We start from the raw sequence: 15,989 nt of genomic DNA, 5'->3' as shown, positions 1-15,989 counted from the left end.
CGCGGCTCGTTCCGCGAGCTACTCCGAACGCGCGCCGGACGGATCGCCGGAAGGACCGTCCGCATCCGGCTCGCGGTCGGAATCGACTTCCGGGTCCGCAGCCGTCATCGGCAGCATCGGCACGATCTCTGCGCCCTGGAACAGTTCCTCGACCAGCGCCTCGCCCTGGCGCGCGGTCAGCGTGCGCCGGATGCCCTCGCGCACATCGGCCAGCGGCGGGGGCTCGAGGTCGTCGATCGCCAGCACGCGCACGGCGAGCCAGGAATCGCCCATCGCCTGCGGCACCGGCAGCACCTCGCCGGCCTCGGCCTCTTCCAGGCTCTCGGCGAAGCTCGCCGGCACCTGGCTCAAGTCGATCCAGTCCGGCCGCACGACCGTCGCCCCGCTGGCCTCGGCCACCGCCACCACGTCGGCGAAGTCGCGCTCGCCCCGTTCGACCGCGTCCAGCGCGGCCAGCGCCTCGGACTGCTGCTCGAAGGGGACCGCCTCGATCCGGTAGCGCGCCCGGCCCGACCGCTCCACCTGCTCGCGGTAGGCCCGCTGGATGTCGCCCTCGGTGACCGGGTTATCTTCGCGGTAGCGGTCGAGGAAGCGCACGTTCTGCACCCGGAGATCGGCGATCCGGCGCTCGGCGCGAACCTTGGGATCGTCGGACAGACCCTGCTGCTCCGCGGCATTGGCCACCACCTGCAGGCGGATCAGGCCGTCGAGCAGTTCGCGCATCCGCTCCGTGTCGTCTTCGCCCACACCGCCGTTTTCCATGACCACTTCCAGCATCGCCTTGGTCACGGGCTCGCCGCCGACCTCGACCAGCACGACGTCGTCCTCGTGCACCCAGCGGGCCTCGTCGTCGGCGCCGCAGGCCGTGAGAAGGACAGCAGCCGGCAGGAAGAAAGCGCTTTTTATCAATTTGTTGCAGAACATATCGAACCCTTGTTCTCGAATGAAATTCGTCGCCCGGCCCGGTCAGTCCTCGACGTCGATGGCCAGGGCGTGGATGTCGGTCGTCATCAGGTCGCCGAGCGCCGCATAGATCGAGCGGTGGCGTGCGATCCTCGACTGCGCGGCCAGTTCCTCCGACCGGATCCGGACGCGGAAGTGCCCGCGGCCGTCCCGCGCACCCGGGTGGCCGACGTGCAGGTGCGATTCGTCGATCACGTCCAGCGCGTCCGGGTCCAGCGCCGCCTCGATTCGTTCGCGGATCATGGCGACGCGCCGGGCGGTCACCTCCGGGTCGATGCCGGACGGCCGCTCGGCACTCACGGCAGCACCTGCCGGAACGGTCGCACTTCGGCTCCGGTCCACGCGCCCGCGGCGATGTAGGGGTCGGCCGCGGCCCAGTCGCGTGCGGCGTCCAGCGATTCGAATTCGGCGACCACCAGCGATCCGCTGAATCCGGCCGGGCCGGGATCCTCCGCGTCGATCGCCGGCAGCGGTCCGGCCAGTACCAGCCGACCATCGTCGCGCAGGGCGTCGAGGCGCGCGAGATGATCGGCCCGCGCCGCCTTGCGGCCGGCCAGGCCGTCGTCGGACTCGATGCCGAGAATCATGTAGAGCACGGGCGCTCCGGGCTGTGTCGATGGGACGGACCCGGCAGTATAACGAGCGCACCGGACCGGAACGGGCTGCTACACTGCCGCCGATGAGCGACACCGTCCGGACCGCCGAAGAACACGCGCAGCAGGAGCGGGCCCAGCAGCAGCAGATTCCACTGGCCACGGTCCGTGGCGAACCGCTGCTGAAACTGCCCGACGACCTGTACATACCGCCCGACGCGCTGGAAGTGTTCCTCGACGCCTTCGAGGGTCCGCTGGACCTGCTGCTGTACCTGATCCGGCGCCAGAACATCGACATCCTCGACATCCCGATCGCGGAGATCACCCGCCAGTACACCGGCTACATCGAAATGATGCAGGACATGCGGCTGGAGCTGGCCGCCGAGTACCTGGTGATGGCCGCGATCCTGGCCGAGATCAAGTCGCGCATGCTGCTGCCCCGGCCGAAGGTCGAAGAGGAGGACGAAGGCGATCCGCGCGCCGAGCTGATCCGCCGGCTGCAGGAGTACGAGCGCTTCAAGCAGGCCGCCGAGGACCTCGACGAGCTGCCGCGCCTCGAGCGCGACATCGTCGTGGCCAGCGCCGAAGTCGTCGACGACAAGCCGGTGCGCGTGCCGCCGGAGGTCGACCTGAAGGAACTGCTGCTGGCCCTGCGCGACGTGATGGCCCGGGCCGAGCTGTTCGCCCAGCACAGCATCCAGTCCGAGCCGCTGAGCGTGCGCGAGCGGATGAGCCGCATCGTCCAGTCGCTGAAGGCGAAGGAGTTCGTCCGCTTCGAGGAGATGTTCGACCTCGACGAGGGCCGTCTCGGCGCTGTCGTGACCTTCCTCGCCCTGCTCGAACTGCTGCGCGAGCACCTCGTCGACCTGGTCCAGCAGGAGCTGTTCGGCCAGATCTACCTGCGGGCGCCGGGCCACGAGGAAACCGCCTGAACCCCACCCCTGAAATTGCTTTACCGCAGATGAACGCGGATGAACGCAGATGAGAAATGCAGCGATTTCCGGATCGGACGCTCGACCGACACATCGACCCTGACCCCAATCTCTCGAAACCCGCTTATCAATGGATCCCGACAAGCTCAAGCAATACATCGAAGCCGCGCTGCTCGCGGCCGGCCAGCCGCTGACGCTGGTCCAGTTGAACGGCCTGTTCGACGAAGACGAACAGCCGGGGCATTCGCTGATTCGCCAGGCGCTGGCCGCGCTCGACTCCGACCTCGAAGGTCGCGCCGTCGAGCTGGTCGAGGTCGCCGGCGGCTACCGGCTGCAGGTGCGCCAGAAGCTGATGCCGGTGATCTCCCGCTTGTGGAGCGAAAAGCCGCCGCGCTACTCGCGCGCGCTGCTCGAGACCCTGGCGATCATCGCCTATCGGCAGCCGATCACCCGCGGCGAGATCGAGGAGATCCGCGGCGTGTCGCTGAGCGCGAACATCCTGAAGACGCTCCAGGACCGCGACTGGATCAAGGTGGTCGGCCACCGCGACGTGCCGGGCAAGCCCGAACTGCTGGGCACGACCAAGGACTTCCTCGACTATTTCAACCTGAAGGGGCTCGGCGATCTGCCGACCCTGGCCGAGATCCGCGACCTCGACAACCTCGAACCCGAACTTGAGCTGTCCGACCCCGATCGGCCGGCAAGCGAGACCCGAAGCGATGAGCAAGAAAACGAATCGACCGACGCGCAAGGCGAGCCCGAAGCCGGCTCGCAAGACGACTCGCAAAGCGACGCGCACGACAAGCGCGAGTTCGACCCCGAAGAGCAGCCGGACGGACAAGAATCGGACGGCCCGGTCGACGGCGAAGAAGAAGGCGCCGGGCAAACCGGATCCGAGTCGGAAGACGACGGGCTCGAAGCCGACGTCGAGCAAGGCGACGAACAGGACGCCGTCGAAGCAACGGATGGCGAAGAAGACGAGCGGGAAGCCGAAGACCGGCGATAGGCCGGTCCGCCGCGACAGCCGGCGTCCGCACGGCATGCCGCCGGAGTCCGGGGAGCGGCTGCAGAAGCTGCTGGCCGGGGCCGGACTGGGGTCGCGACGCGCAATCGAAGCGAAGATCGCCGCCGGGCAGGTCCGGGTCAACGGCAAGCCGGCCGAGCTCGGCACGCGCGGGGTCGCCGACGACCGCATCCAGGTCGACGGCCGCAGCTTCACGGTCAAGGCCCGCCCGGCCCAGCACCGCACGATGATCTACCACAAGCCCGAGGGCCAGGTCACGACGCGCGACGACCCGGAAGGCCGCCGCACCGTGTTCGATGCCCTGCCCAAGCCGCCGACGGGGCGCTGGATCGCGGTCGGCCGGCTCGACCTGAACACGGCCGGACTGCTGGTCCTGACCACCGACGGAGAGCTTGCCAACCGGATGATGCATCCCTCCGGCAACGTCGATCGGGAATACCTGTGCCGAATCCGCGGCAAGGTCGACGACGCCGACCTCGCCCGCCTGCTCGAGGGCGTGCAGCTCGAGGACGGCATGGCCAACTTCTCCGACCTGGTCATCGGCGAGGAAACCGAATCGCACACCTGGTACACGGTGACGATCATGGAAGGTCGCAATCGCGAGGTCCGCCGCCTCTGGGACGCCGTCGGCGCCCAGGTCGCGCGCCTCAAGCGCGTGCGCTTCGGCCCGGTCTTCCTGCCCGCCGACGTCAAGCCCGGCCGCTGGAAGATCCTCGGCGCCATCGACCACCGAGTGCTCCGAGAAGACGTCGGCCTCCCCGGCCGCGCCACCGAACTCGTCGCCGTCGACGACAGCAAACCCGACCGCGAACCGAAACCGCCTCGACGACGACGCTAGGCTCTGGCCGGCTTCGTTCTGGTTGGGTGGCCGTAGCCTTTAGCTGATGGGCGCGAAGGCGCTAAGGGGCAGAGGACGCAAAGGAAGAGCGATGTAAAGGAAAGTCTCTGGACCCCGGCTCGAGGCCGGGGAGACGGAGTGTTTTGCTTGATTCTGTCGTCCCGCACTTGATGCGGGATCCAGCGACTTCGACCGTAACCCCACGGACCTTCGCAACAGCTCGCAGGCCGAAGGCAATCCGAACCTACGGCAACCGTCGGCAGCCAATGCCGCGAAGGGAACGCGATGTAGCTGAAAGTCGCTGGACCCCCACTCGGGGGCGGGCGACGGAATGTTTGTGTTTGCTTGATTCTGTCGTCCCGCACTCGATGCGGGATCCAGCGACTTCGACCGTAACCCCACGGACCTTTGCAACAGCTCGAAGGCCGACGGCAATCTGAACCTACGGCAACCGTCGGCAGCCGATGCGACGTGCAACAGAAATCCTTGTTGCGCAGTTTTCCTTCGCGTCCTCCGCCCCTTCTCCTCTTCGCGCCGATCATCTGGAGGTTGCTGGCACTACCCTCCGATCAAAGCCAAAGGCTGGGGCCCGCATCAAGTGCGGGACGACAGAATCAGGCAATCCGATCCGCTCCGTCGCCCCGGCCTCGAGCCGGGGCCCAGCGACTTTCAATCCCAAAGCTTTTCCTTCGCGCCCGTTGCCGCTCTGCGATCTTCGCGTCCATCATCCAAAAGGAATCAGGCACGCCCCCCGACCAGCGCCTCCACCCGATCCGCATAGGTCGTGCGCAGTTCGAGCCATTCCATCTTGAACCAGGGGGTGAAGCGTTCGGGGTGGGCGGCGAGTTCGGCGTCGAGGTCTTCGGGAGAAATCCATTTCCACTCGGCGATTTCCTCGGGGTGGACTTCGACCTCGCCGCGGGCGCGGCCGATGTAGACATGGCAGTACTCGTGCTCGGCGCCGCGGTCGCCGAAGTCGGCCTGGTAGATGAAGCTGTAGAGGCGTTCGAGGTCGGACTCCAGACCCAGTTCCTCGCGCATGCGGCGGGCGGTGGCGTAGTCGAGGTCCTCGCCCCGGCGCGGGTGGGAACAGCAGCTGTTCGACCAGTACAACGGCCACAGCGGCTTCTCGTTCGAGCGGCGCTGGAGCAATACCCGGCCCTGCTCGTCGAACAGGAACACGGAAAAGGCCCGGTGCAGCGTGCCGTGGCCCGTGTGGCAATCGACCTTGTCGCGGTGGCCGATCTCCCGGTCGTTCTCGTCGACCAGGATCAGCGGTTCGTCGTCGAAGGAGACCTTCTCGTTGACGGCTCGGTCGGCGGACGCGCTCATGCCCCACCCCCTGCCGGACCGCCGCCGTCACCGCGGTCACCGCCGCCGTCACCGCCAATCGTCACCGGCACGGCCTGGTAGCCGGCCTCCTTCAGCGCCGCTTCGATCTTCGGCGCGGTTTCTCCGCCCGGCGGGCACAGGGCGATGATCGAGCCGCCGCCCCCGCCGCCGGTCAGCTTGGCGCCCAGGGCGCCCTCGCGGCGCGCGATCTGGATCATTTCCTCCAGTTCCCAGCTCGAGACCTGCATCGCGTTCAGCAGGCCCTGGCAGACGTTCATCAATTCGCCCAGCGTTTCGAGCCGGTTGTCCACGGACACGTCGGCCAGCGCATCGACGCCCTGCAGCACCAGCGAATCGATCTGGTCGAAGATGTCGTCGTACAGCGCCGGGTGCGCCTCGCGCGCCTTGCGCACGCGGGCCACGGTCGCAGCCGTCAGGCTCTCGATGCCCGAAATTCCGACCACCAGGTCGACCGGGGTGGCGATCTCGATCTCCCTGCGCAGCGGGTCGTCGCCGGAACGGAACAGCATCGCGCGGCCGTAGGTGGACAGGGTGTTGTCGATGCCCGAGGGCGTGCCGTGGGCGATCTTCTCGCACTCGAAGGCCAGCGCGTTGACCTGTTCGTCGTCGAGGCCCAGCTCGAAGCACCGGTCCAGCCCGCGGATCGTCGCGACCGCCAGCGCGGCCGAGCCGCCCAGGCCCATCGCGCGCGGCACGTTGGGGAAGATCTCGATCCGCATCGCTTCGTCCTGCAGGCCCAGCGTCTCCAGGATCAGGTTCATCGACTTGTCGAAGGAGTGCTGCTTCTCGCTGCGCGTGTGCAGGCGCTGCTCCACGCCCCAGCGCGGAATGATCATCTGGACCCCGTCGCCGCCCTTCTCGACGTGGGCCTGGATGGCCAGCGGCACCGGCGCGGCCACCGCGTGGCGGCCGTAGACCACGGCGTGCTCACCGAGCAGGATGATCTTGCCGTGGCCGGCGGCCATCGCAGGCGCATCGAGCTCGGTCGGGCGGTTGTCGTCCTGGCGCTCGGCGCCGCCTTCGAGGCGTTCGTTCAGGCCCTTGCGGGCCAGCTCCCCGACCAGCTCGCGCGCCTTCCAGATCTTGATCTCGCCGGAGGCGATCAGGCGGTCGACCACCGTGTCGAAGATTTCCGGCGGGGCGCCGGCGGCGGCGACCACGCTGCGTGCGTGCAGGGTCATGTGGCCCTGCTGGATGCCTTCCGTGACCAGGGCGCGCACCGCCGAGAAGTTCTGCGCCAGGCCGACCGCACCCATCACCTCGGCCAGCTCGCGCGCCGTCTTGACGCCGAGCAGGCGCAGGTTCATGCCGACCGTGGGATTGGACTGGAGCGGACCGCCGACGATGCCCACCTTCAGGGGAATCTCGAGCTGGCCGAGCAGCGCGCCGTCGTCGCCGCGGGTCCACTGGGTCAGCGACGCGTAGTGCGAGCCGCGCGCGGCCCAGGCGTGCGCGCCGGCCTCGATCGCGCGCCAGTCGTTGCCCGTGGCCAGGGCAACCGCGTCGATTCCGTTCATGATCCCCTTGTTGTGGGTCGCCGCGCGATAGGGGTCGATCGACGCGAACTCGTTGGCCAGGATGATGCCGTCGCGGACCTGCTCGCCGTCGAAGCCCTTGCCGGCCAGCGCGTCGAGCGGGATCGCCACCTTCGCCCGGACCATGGCCCGGTCGGTCAGGTTCGACAGGATGCGCAGGAACACCTTGCCTTCGGCGATGTTCTCGACCAGCGAGGCGACGCCTTCGCACATCGTGTTGACCAGGTTGGCGCCCATCGCGTCGCGCGTATCGACCAGCAGGTGGGCCACGACCATGTCGCCGCCCTGCCCCGATGACGGGTGGATGTGGACCTCGAGGTCCTTGGCGCCGCCGCCGCGCGCGACCATGTTGGGGTGCAGGCTGTTGGCGAGATTGATGATCTCGTCCTTGCGCTGCAGCAGCGCGGCCTTTGCCCGCTGCGGATGCGGCACGTCGACGACCTGGATCTGGCCGATGAGAATCGGCTCCGTGCTCTCGACCTCGAAGCCGCCGCCGGCCCGCGCCACCTTGGCCGCCGAGCTGAGCGCGGCGACGATCGACGGCTCCTCGACGACCAGGGGCACCGCGTACTCGCGGCCGTTGATCAGGAAATTCAGCCCCAGCCCGACCGGCAGCCCCATCACGCCGATCACGTTCTCGATCATCTTGTCGGCGGAGTCGACGTCCAGCGTGTGCTCACCGCTGACCAGCGCCTGGAAATCCTGCGGCGACAGCAGGCCCTGCTGGCGCACCGCACGCACGCGCTCGGTCACCGACAGCTTGTAGAACTTGGGGATTCGTGCCACGAAACGCTCCTGGGAAATCAGCGCGCCGGCGGCTCGACGCGCGCACCGGCCGGATCGACGTCCAATTCTACCGGACGCCCATTGCGTTCCGAAGCCCGCCCGGAAAAGGCCCGGAGCGCGTCCGGGTCGTCCGACAGCGCGATGCCGAAATCGCCGCCGCCGGCGCCGCAGGTCTTGTAGGCCACGCCGAGGTCGGCCGCGTGCGCCGCCAGGTCCCGGTGCGCGGCGGTCACGATCTCCAACCCGAGGGCCGACTGCAGCTGGAACAGCCCTTCGCTCCAGGCGGCCGCGGCAGCACACCAGGCCGCGGCGGTGCCCCGGTCCAGGGCGCGCCCGGTGATGCCGTCCATCCGTTCGACCCAGTCGGCTGCGGCGTCGGGACACTTGTTGCGCCAGGTCTCGAACGCCGCGGCGAAGGCCGGCGTCGAGGCCGGCCGGCCGACCCAGATCGGTCGCGCGTGGAGTCCTTCGGGCCAGGCCAGGGCGCGCGTCGAAGCTCTCGTCGTGCCCCCGTCGGACCTCATGCGTTGCAGCCCGCCCTGCAGGCTGGCGACCAGGTCGGCCCCGCTGGCCGGGGCGCCCAGGGCGTTCCGGTAGGCCGGAAGCAGGTCGTCGAAGGTCGGCAGGGGCGCTTCGACCAAAGCCGCCAGCGCCGTGTCCAGCGCCGCGGCGACCGCGGCACTGGAGCCCAGGCCGAGCTTGACGGGCCGCCCCCTCACGTCGGCGTCGAACAAGGCGCCCGTATCGATCTCGATCCGCAGCCCGGTCGCCTCGATTCCGTAGTGTTCGAGGCGAGCGGCCAGCAGGCGGCCCGTCAGGCCGAGCAGGCGGTCCGGCCGATCGGGATCGAAGGTCAGCCCGTCACCGGCCAGACCCAGCTGCGGGGCGGCGACGTGGAGGTCCTCCGCATCCGCCGTCTCGATCGATACCGCGGCGCGTCGATCCACCGCCATGACCACCGCCGTGCCGCCGGCCAGCACGGCGTATTCGCCGAACAGCAGCAGCTTGCCCGGCGCGCTGGTATGGACGATGTTCAAGGCGCGTACAGGGCCGCGCCGGGGCCCAGGCCGCTTTCGACCACGTCGAGCACGCCGTCCACGTCGCGCAGGGCGTCGCGCACGGTGGGCAGCGCCACCGACTCGCAGATCGCCTTGACCTGCGGGCCCGCGTCGACGGTGAAGAACACCGGCACGCCGTCGGCGCGCAGGGCGCGGATCCGATGCAGGCATTCCATGGTCGTGGCGTTGAAGTACAGCAGGCCCGGCCGGGCCGACATCGCCAGGCCATGCATCGCCAGCGCGCTGCCCTCGGAGACCTCCGCCAGGTGCTCGAAGTCCTTGTTCGCGATCGCGTCGCGCGCCTCGGCCAGGTCGTTTTCCTGGTTCTCGACCCACGCGCGATAGAACGGCGAGGTCTCGGCGGTGCGCTGCATGCCCTCGGTCGAGCCGACCGCCTTCTCGGCGCGCGTGGTGATCGCCACGGCCACCTGCAGCGGCCAGTGGCGCGCATCGGCGATCGGCTTCGCCACGCTGTCGGACCCGGTCCTGTAGCGACCACGCTTCATCTCGACGAAGCCGCCGAAGATCGATCGCGCCGCCGAGCCGGAGCCGATCCGTGCCAGTTCCGAGAGCGTTCGCTCGTCCCAGTCCTGTTCCAGCGCCGCGGCCGCAGCGACGGTCAGCGCCGCGAACCCGGAGGCCGAGGACGCGAGGCCCGCGGCGGTCGGGAAGTTGTTGGCGGTCTCGACGCGGGCGAAGGCGCGGACGCCTGCCCGTTCGCGAACGACGTCGAGGAACGTCGAGATCCGGGGCGCCCGCTCCGGGGCCGGTTCGCCGTCCAGGACCAGCTCGTCGGCGGCCAGTGTCGGGTCGAAGCGCACGGTGGTTTCCGTGTGCAGTGCCTCCAGCGTCAGCGAGATCGAGCCGACGTCCGGCAGGTTCAGCGCGACGTCACGCTTGCCCCAGTACTTGATCAGCGCGAAGTTCGCGCCGGCGCGGGCCGAGGCCGCGGCCGGCGCGTCGAGTTCTCGGGGGGAAGCGGGCATGGGCGGACCGGGACACCGGCTGGAGGAACACCGCCCGAAGTGTAGCAGCGCATCCCGGCCGCTCGTACACTGGCCCGGTCCCGTCCGGCCCGCCCATGGAACGCCCGATGAACGAACCCGCCCGCAGCGCCGCATGGATCGAGCGCGTCGAACGCGAACTCGACGCCTGGCTGCCCGCCGAGGCCACGCGCCCAGCCCCGCTGCACGCGGCGATGCGCTACGCGGTGTTCAACGGCGGCAAGCGCATCCGTCCCCAGCTGGCGTTCGCCGCCGGCAGCGTGCTCGGGCTTTCCGACGACGCGGTCGCCCCGATCGCCGCAGCCGTCGAGCTCGTCCACTGCTATTCCCTGGTCCACGACGACCTGCCGGCGATGGACGACGACGACCTCCGGCGCGGAAAACCCACCGTGCATCGGGCCTGGGACGAGGCCACGGCCATCCTCGCCGGCGACGCGCTGCTGACCCTGGCCTTCGGCGGACTGGCGCGGGCCGGGATGCCGGCCTCGGTGATCGCCGGCCTGGCCGACGCGGCGGGCTCGACCGGCATGGTCGGCGGCCAGGTGCTGGACCTGGCCTTCGAGAAGGAAACGCCGGATACGGACCTGCTGGAGGCGATGTTCCGGGGCAAGACCGGCGCGCTGATCCGCGCCGCGGTCGAACTGCCGGCGCACCTGGGCCCGGCCTCCGAAGCCGAGCGGCTGGCGCTGGCCGACTTCGGCGACGCGATCGGCGTCGCATTCCAGGTCATCGACGACCTGCTGGACGTGGAAGGCAGCACCGAGGAGCTGGGCAAACCGGCCGGTTCCGACCAGGCCCGGGGCAAGGCCACCTGGCCCGCCCTGAACGGCGTCGAGGCCGCCCGCGCGCGCGCCGACGCCCTGCTCGACGAGGCTCGGGGCGCGCTGGAGCGCCTGCCGCCGGGGCCCGCACGAGAGGACCTCGCCGCGCTCGGCGCCAGGATCGTCCGGCGCCGCTTCTGAGCTCGCCCTTCACGCTCCTTTCGCGCCGGTGAACGCCCGTTGATTTCCCGGGGAGGCGGGCGCGCTAGACTCGGTTCACAAATGTGAAATGCGGCCTGTACGGCGCATTCGACGATTTCCGAATCCGCCCCGAGGAGAGCTCGACGATGAGCGAAGAAACCGCAAATGCCACCATTCTGCTGGTGGAAGACCACGACGACCTGGCCGCGACGGTCGGGGCCTTCCTCGAGGACTCCGGGTTCGCGATGGACTACGCCGCCGACGGCTCGATCGCCCTGAACCTGCTCGAAGACAACCACTACGACATCATCGTGCTCGACCTGATGCTGCCCAAGGTCGACGGCATGAAGGTCTGCAAGAAGCTCCGCGACCGCGGCGACTCCACGCCGATCCTGATGCTGACCGCGCGCGACCAGCTCGACGACAAGATCGAGGGCTTCGAGTCCGGCGCCGACGACTACCTGGTCAAGCCCTTCGACATGGAAGAACTCTCGGCCCGGGTCAACGCCCTGATCCGCCGCGCCCGCGGCGAAGTCTCCGACGGCGCGATCAAGATCGGCGACCTGGTGTTCGACCCGCGCACGATGCGCGTCGAGCGCGACGGCAAGCGCCTGAACCTGTCGCCGACCTCGATCCGCATCCTGCGCATCCTGATGCGCGAATCCCCGCGCCTGGTCAGCCGCGAGCAGCTCGAAAACGAACTCTGGGGGGACATGCTGCCGGATTCGGACACGCTCAGGAGCCACATGTACAACCTGCGCAAGTCCATCGACCGCCCGTTCGAGACCAAGCTGCTGCACACGGTCCAGGGCATGGGCTTCAAGCTGGCGCACCCGGACGACGCCTGATGAAGACCCCGGTCTTGAACCGAGGCAGAGTCTCACGGTAGCCTCTGGTGCATGCGTCTGATTTATCGCCGATTATCAAGAGCCGCATCGATCGCACTCGGTGCGGCTCTTCTTCTTGGCACTGCCGCTGCGCAGGAATCGACCCTGCCTCTCGACTCGCTCGGCGCGCCGCACTGCACCGAGGTGTCGAACCTGAACCAGGCGACGCAGCGTTCTCTGCACCGATTGCTGCGCATCGTCCTGAATAATCGAGTTTTTCGTCAACGGCTGGAAGGGATCGGGATCACTCCGGTTCCGAAGCGCAGCGATCTGCGGGGGTTGTCGAATATCCGGGATGCTGCTGCGTGCCAGCGAGTCCGAGAGACACTGGATCTGCAGGGCATCGGCTGGACGCGGGATCGCGAAATGTCGCGAAACGTCCCGGAGCGGATTCTGATGATCTACGCGATGCCTCAAGGCGGCTACCTGGCGTACACGACCCACTACAACCCGGGATCGCCGGACGGGGGACCTGACCCCATCATCATGGGACACAGCAGCGCGTATCATTTCGACTCCAACCTCGTGCTGGTCGGCTCGACCGGGCTCTAGCCAGGAACGTCCATGAATCTCGGCACCGCCGCCGACTTCGCCGACATCGTCGATGCCGACGGGAGGCACGCCCACTGGACGCCCGAGCGGGGCTGACGGCCCCGAATCCGGGGCCGGACTCGCGTACTCTTCCCCGATGGCCCTGGTGGATCCAGCGCCCCGCCCCTCCTTTCGGACCCGAAACGATGCGATTTCCGTTCCTGCTTTCCATTGTCCTGACTTCCCTACTCAGCTCGATCTCCGCCGCCGCGCAAGCGGCGGGCGAACGCTGGCTCCGCGACCCGGCGATCTCGCCCGACGGGCAGACCATCGCCTTCACCCACGCCGGCGACATCCACCGGGTGCCCGTGACCGGCGGGGTCGCCATCGCGGTGACCCGCACCGACGCGGTCGAGTCGAACCCGCGCTGGTCGCCGGACGGACAGCGCATCGCCTACAGCAGCGATCGCAACGGCACGCTCGACGTCTACCTGCTGGACCTGGCCGACGGCACGGTCCGCCGGCTGACCTTCCACGAGGCGCACGACGTGGTCACCGGGTTCACTGCCGACGGCGAGTCCGTGCTGTTCGAGAGCGTCCGCTACGACCCGCCCGAACTGGCGGCCGACCCGCACCGCTCGCGTCCCGAACTCTATGCGGTACCGATCACCGGCGGCACGCCGCGACAGGTCACGCCGATCGAAGCGCGCCAGGCGATCGCGTCTCCTGCCGGCGACCGCCTGCTCTACTCGGACTACAAGGGCGACCAGCCATACCGGAAACACGACGATTCGCCGTTTGCCCGCGACGTCTGGATGCTGGACCTGTCCGTCGATCACGACAGCGGCCGCCACGAGCAACTCACGACCAACCGCTGGAACGACCACACGCCGGCCTGGAATGCCGATGGCGATGGCTTCCACTTCCTGTCGGAGCGCTCCGGCAGCCTGAACGTCTGGCGCCAGCCGTTCGACGTTGGCGAAGCCGGCGCCACCCAGGTCACCTTCCACGAGCGCCACCCGGTCCGCGGCCTGAGCATCGCGGCCGACGGCACGCTGACCTACGGCTTCGACGGCGAGATCTACGTGCTGGGCGCGGATGACCTGGAATCTCGCCCCGGCAACGACGCCGCGCCGGTCGCCATCACGCTGCCGACCGCCGACACCGGCGACGACCGCGTAGAGGTCGAGTTCGCGGGCGAGATCAGCGAGTTCGTGCTGTCGCCGAACGACAAGGACATCGCCTTCGTGGTCCGCGGCGACGTCTTCGTGACCGCGCTGGACTTCGGCACCACGCGCCGCATAACCGACACCCCGGGCCTGGAGCGGAACCTGGCCTTCACCCCCGACGGCCGCGGCCTGCTCTACGCCGGCGAGCGCGAGGCGCAGTGGGCGATCTTCGAGAGCCGGCTGATCGATGCCGACGAGCGCTTCTTCTACGCCGCCACGCAGGTCGAGGAAACCCGGCTGATCGAGGGGCAGCCTCTCGATGAGGACGAACCGGGCGACGGCCGCGCCGCGGCCACGCACCCGGTGCCGGCGCCCGACGGCCGGCACGTCGCCTACCTCGACGACTGGGCCGAGGTGCGCGTGTTCGACCGCAGGAACGGCCGCTCGGTCAGCGTGGTGCCCGACGACCTGAACTACTCGCTCGGCAACGACGACATCCGCTTCGACTGGTCGCCCGACAGCCGCTTCCTGGCCGTCGACATCCAGCCCGGCGGCCGTCTGTTCTTCCGCAACGTCGCCCTCGTTCCCGCCTACGGGTCCGAACCGCCCCGCGACCTGACCCGTTCTGGCTACCTCGACGCCGCGCCGCAGTGGCACGCCGAGGCCGGCCTGATCGCCTGGACCACCGCGCGCTACGGCCCCCGCCAGCACGGCGGCCACGGCGCCCAGCTCGACGTCCACGCGCAGTTCCTCGACCAGGACGCCTTCGACCGCTTCCGCCAGACCAAGGAAGAGCGCGCGCTCGAGGCGAAGGACGACCCCGACGCCGAAGAGGAAAAGGAATCGAACGAACCCGCGCCCGAGCCGGTGAGCTTCCAGGCCGAAGGGGCATCCGATCGCCAGGCCCGCCTGACGATCCACTCTTCGGACCTGGCCGACTTCGAGCTGACCAGCGACGCGTCGAAGCTCTACTACTTGAGCCGCTTCGAAGGCGGCTACGACCTCTGGGCGCACGACCTGGTCGAGGAAGAGACCGCACGGCGGGTCAAGCTCGGGGCGCAGCGCGCCGAGCTGGCGCTCACCGGGGACGACAAGACGGCGGTCGTGCTAGCCGATGGCACGCTGTCGAAGGTCGACCTGGAGGCCGACACGGCAAGCGCCGAGCCCATCGAGAGCGCGATGACCGGCATCGTCGACGCCGCGGCCGAGCGCCGCGCGATGCTCCACCACGTCTGGCAGACCACCCGCGACCGCATCTACGACCCGGCCGTGCTGGCCGAGGCCGACTGGGACGGCATGTACGCGCACTACCGGGCCAAGCTGGCAAACATCGAGACCAACGCGGACTTCGTCGAAATCCTGAACGAGTTCATCGGCGAACTCGACGTCTCGCACGCCTATGCCCGCCTGGACCGCGAGGCCGTCGAGCCGACCGGCGCACTGGGCGCGGAGCTCGATCTCGAGAACATGCAGGACGGCGTCCGAATCGCCTCGGTGCTGGTTCAGGGTCCTCTGGCCCGCGCCAGCGATCGGGTTGCGGCCGGCCACCGCATCGTCGCGGTCGACGGCCAGTCCGTCGGAGAAGATGCCAACCTGTTCGCCCGGCTGGCCGACAAGGTCGACCGGCGGATTCGTCTGACCCTGGCCGACGGCCGTGATCGCTACGACGTCGTGCTGAAGCCGGTCTCGATCGACGACGAGCAGCAGTGGCGGCACGAGGCCTGGGTCGAGTCCCGCCACCGGCTCGTCGAAGAACTCTCGGACGGACGGCTCGGCTACGTCTACATCCCGCAGATGTCCGACGACGCCTACCGACGCGTCTACAGCGACCTGTTCGGCCGCCACTTCGACAAGGAAGGCATCGTCATCGACGTCCGCGACAACCGCGGCGGTGACCTCGTCGACTGGCTGGTCCAGCTGTTCACCGGGCGCCAGTACATGTGGAACGTCCCCGACGGCCGCACGGCCCAGGGCGAGCCGCTGACCGAGTGGGTCAAGCCCTCCGTCGCCCTGACCAACGAGGCCGCCTACTCCGACGGCCACTGCTTCGTCGCCGCCTGGCAGAACCTCGAGATCAGCACCCTCGTCGGCACCCCGATCGCCGGCACCTGCACCTACGCCGGATGGGAAACCCTCGCCTCCGGCGACATCCGCGCCGGCACCCCACGCCTCGGCATCAAGGACCCGGCCGGCGATTGGTTGGAGCGGAAGACGACCGAGCCGGATGTGCTGGTCTATCCCGACCCGAACCGCATCGCGGCCGGCGAGGACGGCATGCTCGAGAAAGCGGTCGAGGTGCTGCTAGGCGAGATCGACAGGGACGGCTGAGGCCGGACGTCGAAGGCAAAGCCCAC

13 protein-coding genes are annotated in these 15,989 nt (G+C 69.0%); 7 read left to right on the top strand and 6 right to left on the bottom strand.

The annotated features are described in order from the left end of the window. Positions 1 to 18 precede the first annotated feature (18 nt). The 3 genes from KUV67_12200 to KUV67_12190 are packed head-to-tail and all read right to left on the bottom strand — an operon-like array spanning position 19 to position 1,550. Positions 19 to 924: a peptidyl-prolyl cis-trans isomerase gene (locus KUV67_12200; protein ID MBY6205646.1), complete on the bottom strand. Its 906-nt coding sequence runs from the start codon at positions 922 to 924 to the stop codon at positions 19 to 21. A 42-nt stretch (positions 925 to 966) separates the two neighbouring features. After that, positions 967 to 1,206, bottom strand: coding sequence for a BolA family transcriptional regulator (locus KUV67_12195; GenBank protein MBY6205645.1), 240 nt, complete (start codon positions 1,204 to 1,206; stop codon positions 967 to 969). Positions 1,207 to 1,259: 53 nt separating this feature from the next. After that, the gene (locus KUV67_12190) at positions 1,260 to 1,550 is read right to left on the bottom strand and encodes a YciI family protein (GenBank protein MBY6205644.1); all 291 of its coding nucleotides are present in this window, start codon (positions 1,548 to 1,550) and stop codon (positions 1,260 to 1,262) included. Positions 1,551 to 1,642: 92 nt separating this feature from the next. On the opposite strand from KUV67_12190, the gene KUV67_12185 reads away from it, so the two are divergent. From KUV67_12185 to KUV67_12175, 3 genes are all read left to right on the top strand, one after another. Then, a complete protein-coding gene (locus KUV67_12185; protein ID MBY6205643.1) occupies positions 1,643 to 2,488 on the top strand; it encodes a segregation/condensation protein A in 846 nt (281 codons plus the stop codon). 130 nt (positions 2,489 to 2,618) lie between these two features. Further along, positions 2,619 to 3,494 carry an SMC-Scp complex subunit ScpB gene (gene scpB / locus KUV67_12180; protein MBY6205642.1) on the top strand — a complete coding sequence of 292 codons (876 nt, stop codon included), beginning with the start codon at positions 2,619 to 2,621 and terminating at the stop codon, positions 3,492 to 3,494. Between the two features lie 34 nt (positions 3,495 to 3,528). Continuing rightward, a complete protein-coding gene (locus tag KUV67_12175; GenBank protein MBY6205641.1) occupies positions 3,529 to 4,350 on the top strand; it encodes a pseudouridine synthase in 822 nt (273 codons plus the stop codon). Between the two features lie 738 nt (positions 4,351 to 5,088). Here KUV67_12175 and idi read toward each other — a convergent pair. The 3 genes from idi to mvaD form a co-directional block, all read right to left on the bottom strand. Next, positions 5,089 to 5,682 (bottom strand): isopentenyl-diphosphate Delta-isomerase, encoded by a 594-nt coding sequence (gene idi, locus KUV67_12170; protein MBY6205640.1) that lies wholly within the window; start codon positions 5,680 to 5,682, stop codon positions 5,089 to 5,091. After that, entirely contained in the window at positions 5,679 to 8,324 is a 2,646-nt protein-coding gene (locus KUV67_12165; protein ID MBY6205639.1) for a hydroxymethylglutaryl-CoA reductase, degradative, read from the bottom strand. The genes idi and KUV67_12165 overlap by 4 nt, the downstream gene beginning before the upstream one ends. A gap of 733 nt (positions 8,325 to 9,057) precedes the next feature. Continuing rightward, a complete protein-coding gene (gene mvaD / locus KUV67_12160; protein ID MBY6205638.1) occupies positions 9,058 to 10,068 on the bottom strand; it encodes a diphosphomevalonate decarboxylase in 1,011 nt (336 codons plus the stop codon). A 107-nt stretch (positions 10,069 to 10,175) separates the two neighbouring features. Between mvaD and KUV67_12155 the strand changes: the two genes are divergently transcribed. The 4 genes from KUV67_12155 to KUV67_12140 all read left to right on the top strand — a co-directional run bounded on the left by KUV67_12155 (position 10,176) and on the right by KUV67_12140 (position 15,963). Next, the gene (locus KUV67_12155) at positions 10,176 to 11,048 is read left to right on the top strand and encodes a polyprenyl synthetase family protein (protein MBY6205637.1); all 873 of its coding nucleotides are present in this window, start codon (positions 10,176 to 10,178) and stop codon (positions 11,046 to 11,048) included. A gap of 146 nt (positions 11,049 to 11,194) precedes the next feature. Then, a complete protein-coding gene (locus KUV67_12150; GenBank protein ID MBY6205636.1) occupies positions 11,195 to 11,896 on the top strand; it encodes a response regulator transcription factor in 702 nt (233 codons plus the stop codon). Positions 11,897 to 11,947: 51 nt separating this feature from the next. Further along, positions 11,948 to 12,487 (top strand): hypothetical protein, encoded by a 540-nt coding sequence (locus KUV67_12145; GenBank protein MBY6205635.1) that lies wholly within the window; start codon positions 11,948 to 11,950, stop codon positions 12,485 to 12,487. 185 nt (positions 12,488 to 12,672) lie between these two features. Continuing rightward, positions 12,673 to 15,963, top strand: a complete 3,291-nt coding sequence (locus KUV67_12140; protein ID MBY6205634.1) for a hypothetical protein — start codon at positions 12,673 to 12,675, stop codon at positions 15,961 to 15,963. The last annotated feature ends 26 nt before the right edge of the window (positions 15,964 to 15,989 follow it).

Source organism: Halomonas denitrificans, from assembly GCA_019800895.1.
In the GTDB taxonomy this organism is placed as follows: Bacteria; Pseudomonadota; Gammaproteobacteria; order Xanthomonadales; family Wenzhouxiangellaceae.
Note: the sequence above shows the minus strand (reverse complement) of the source record. Positions and strands in the feature narration are given on the sequence as shown.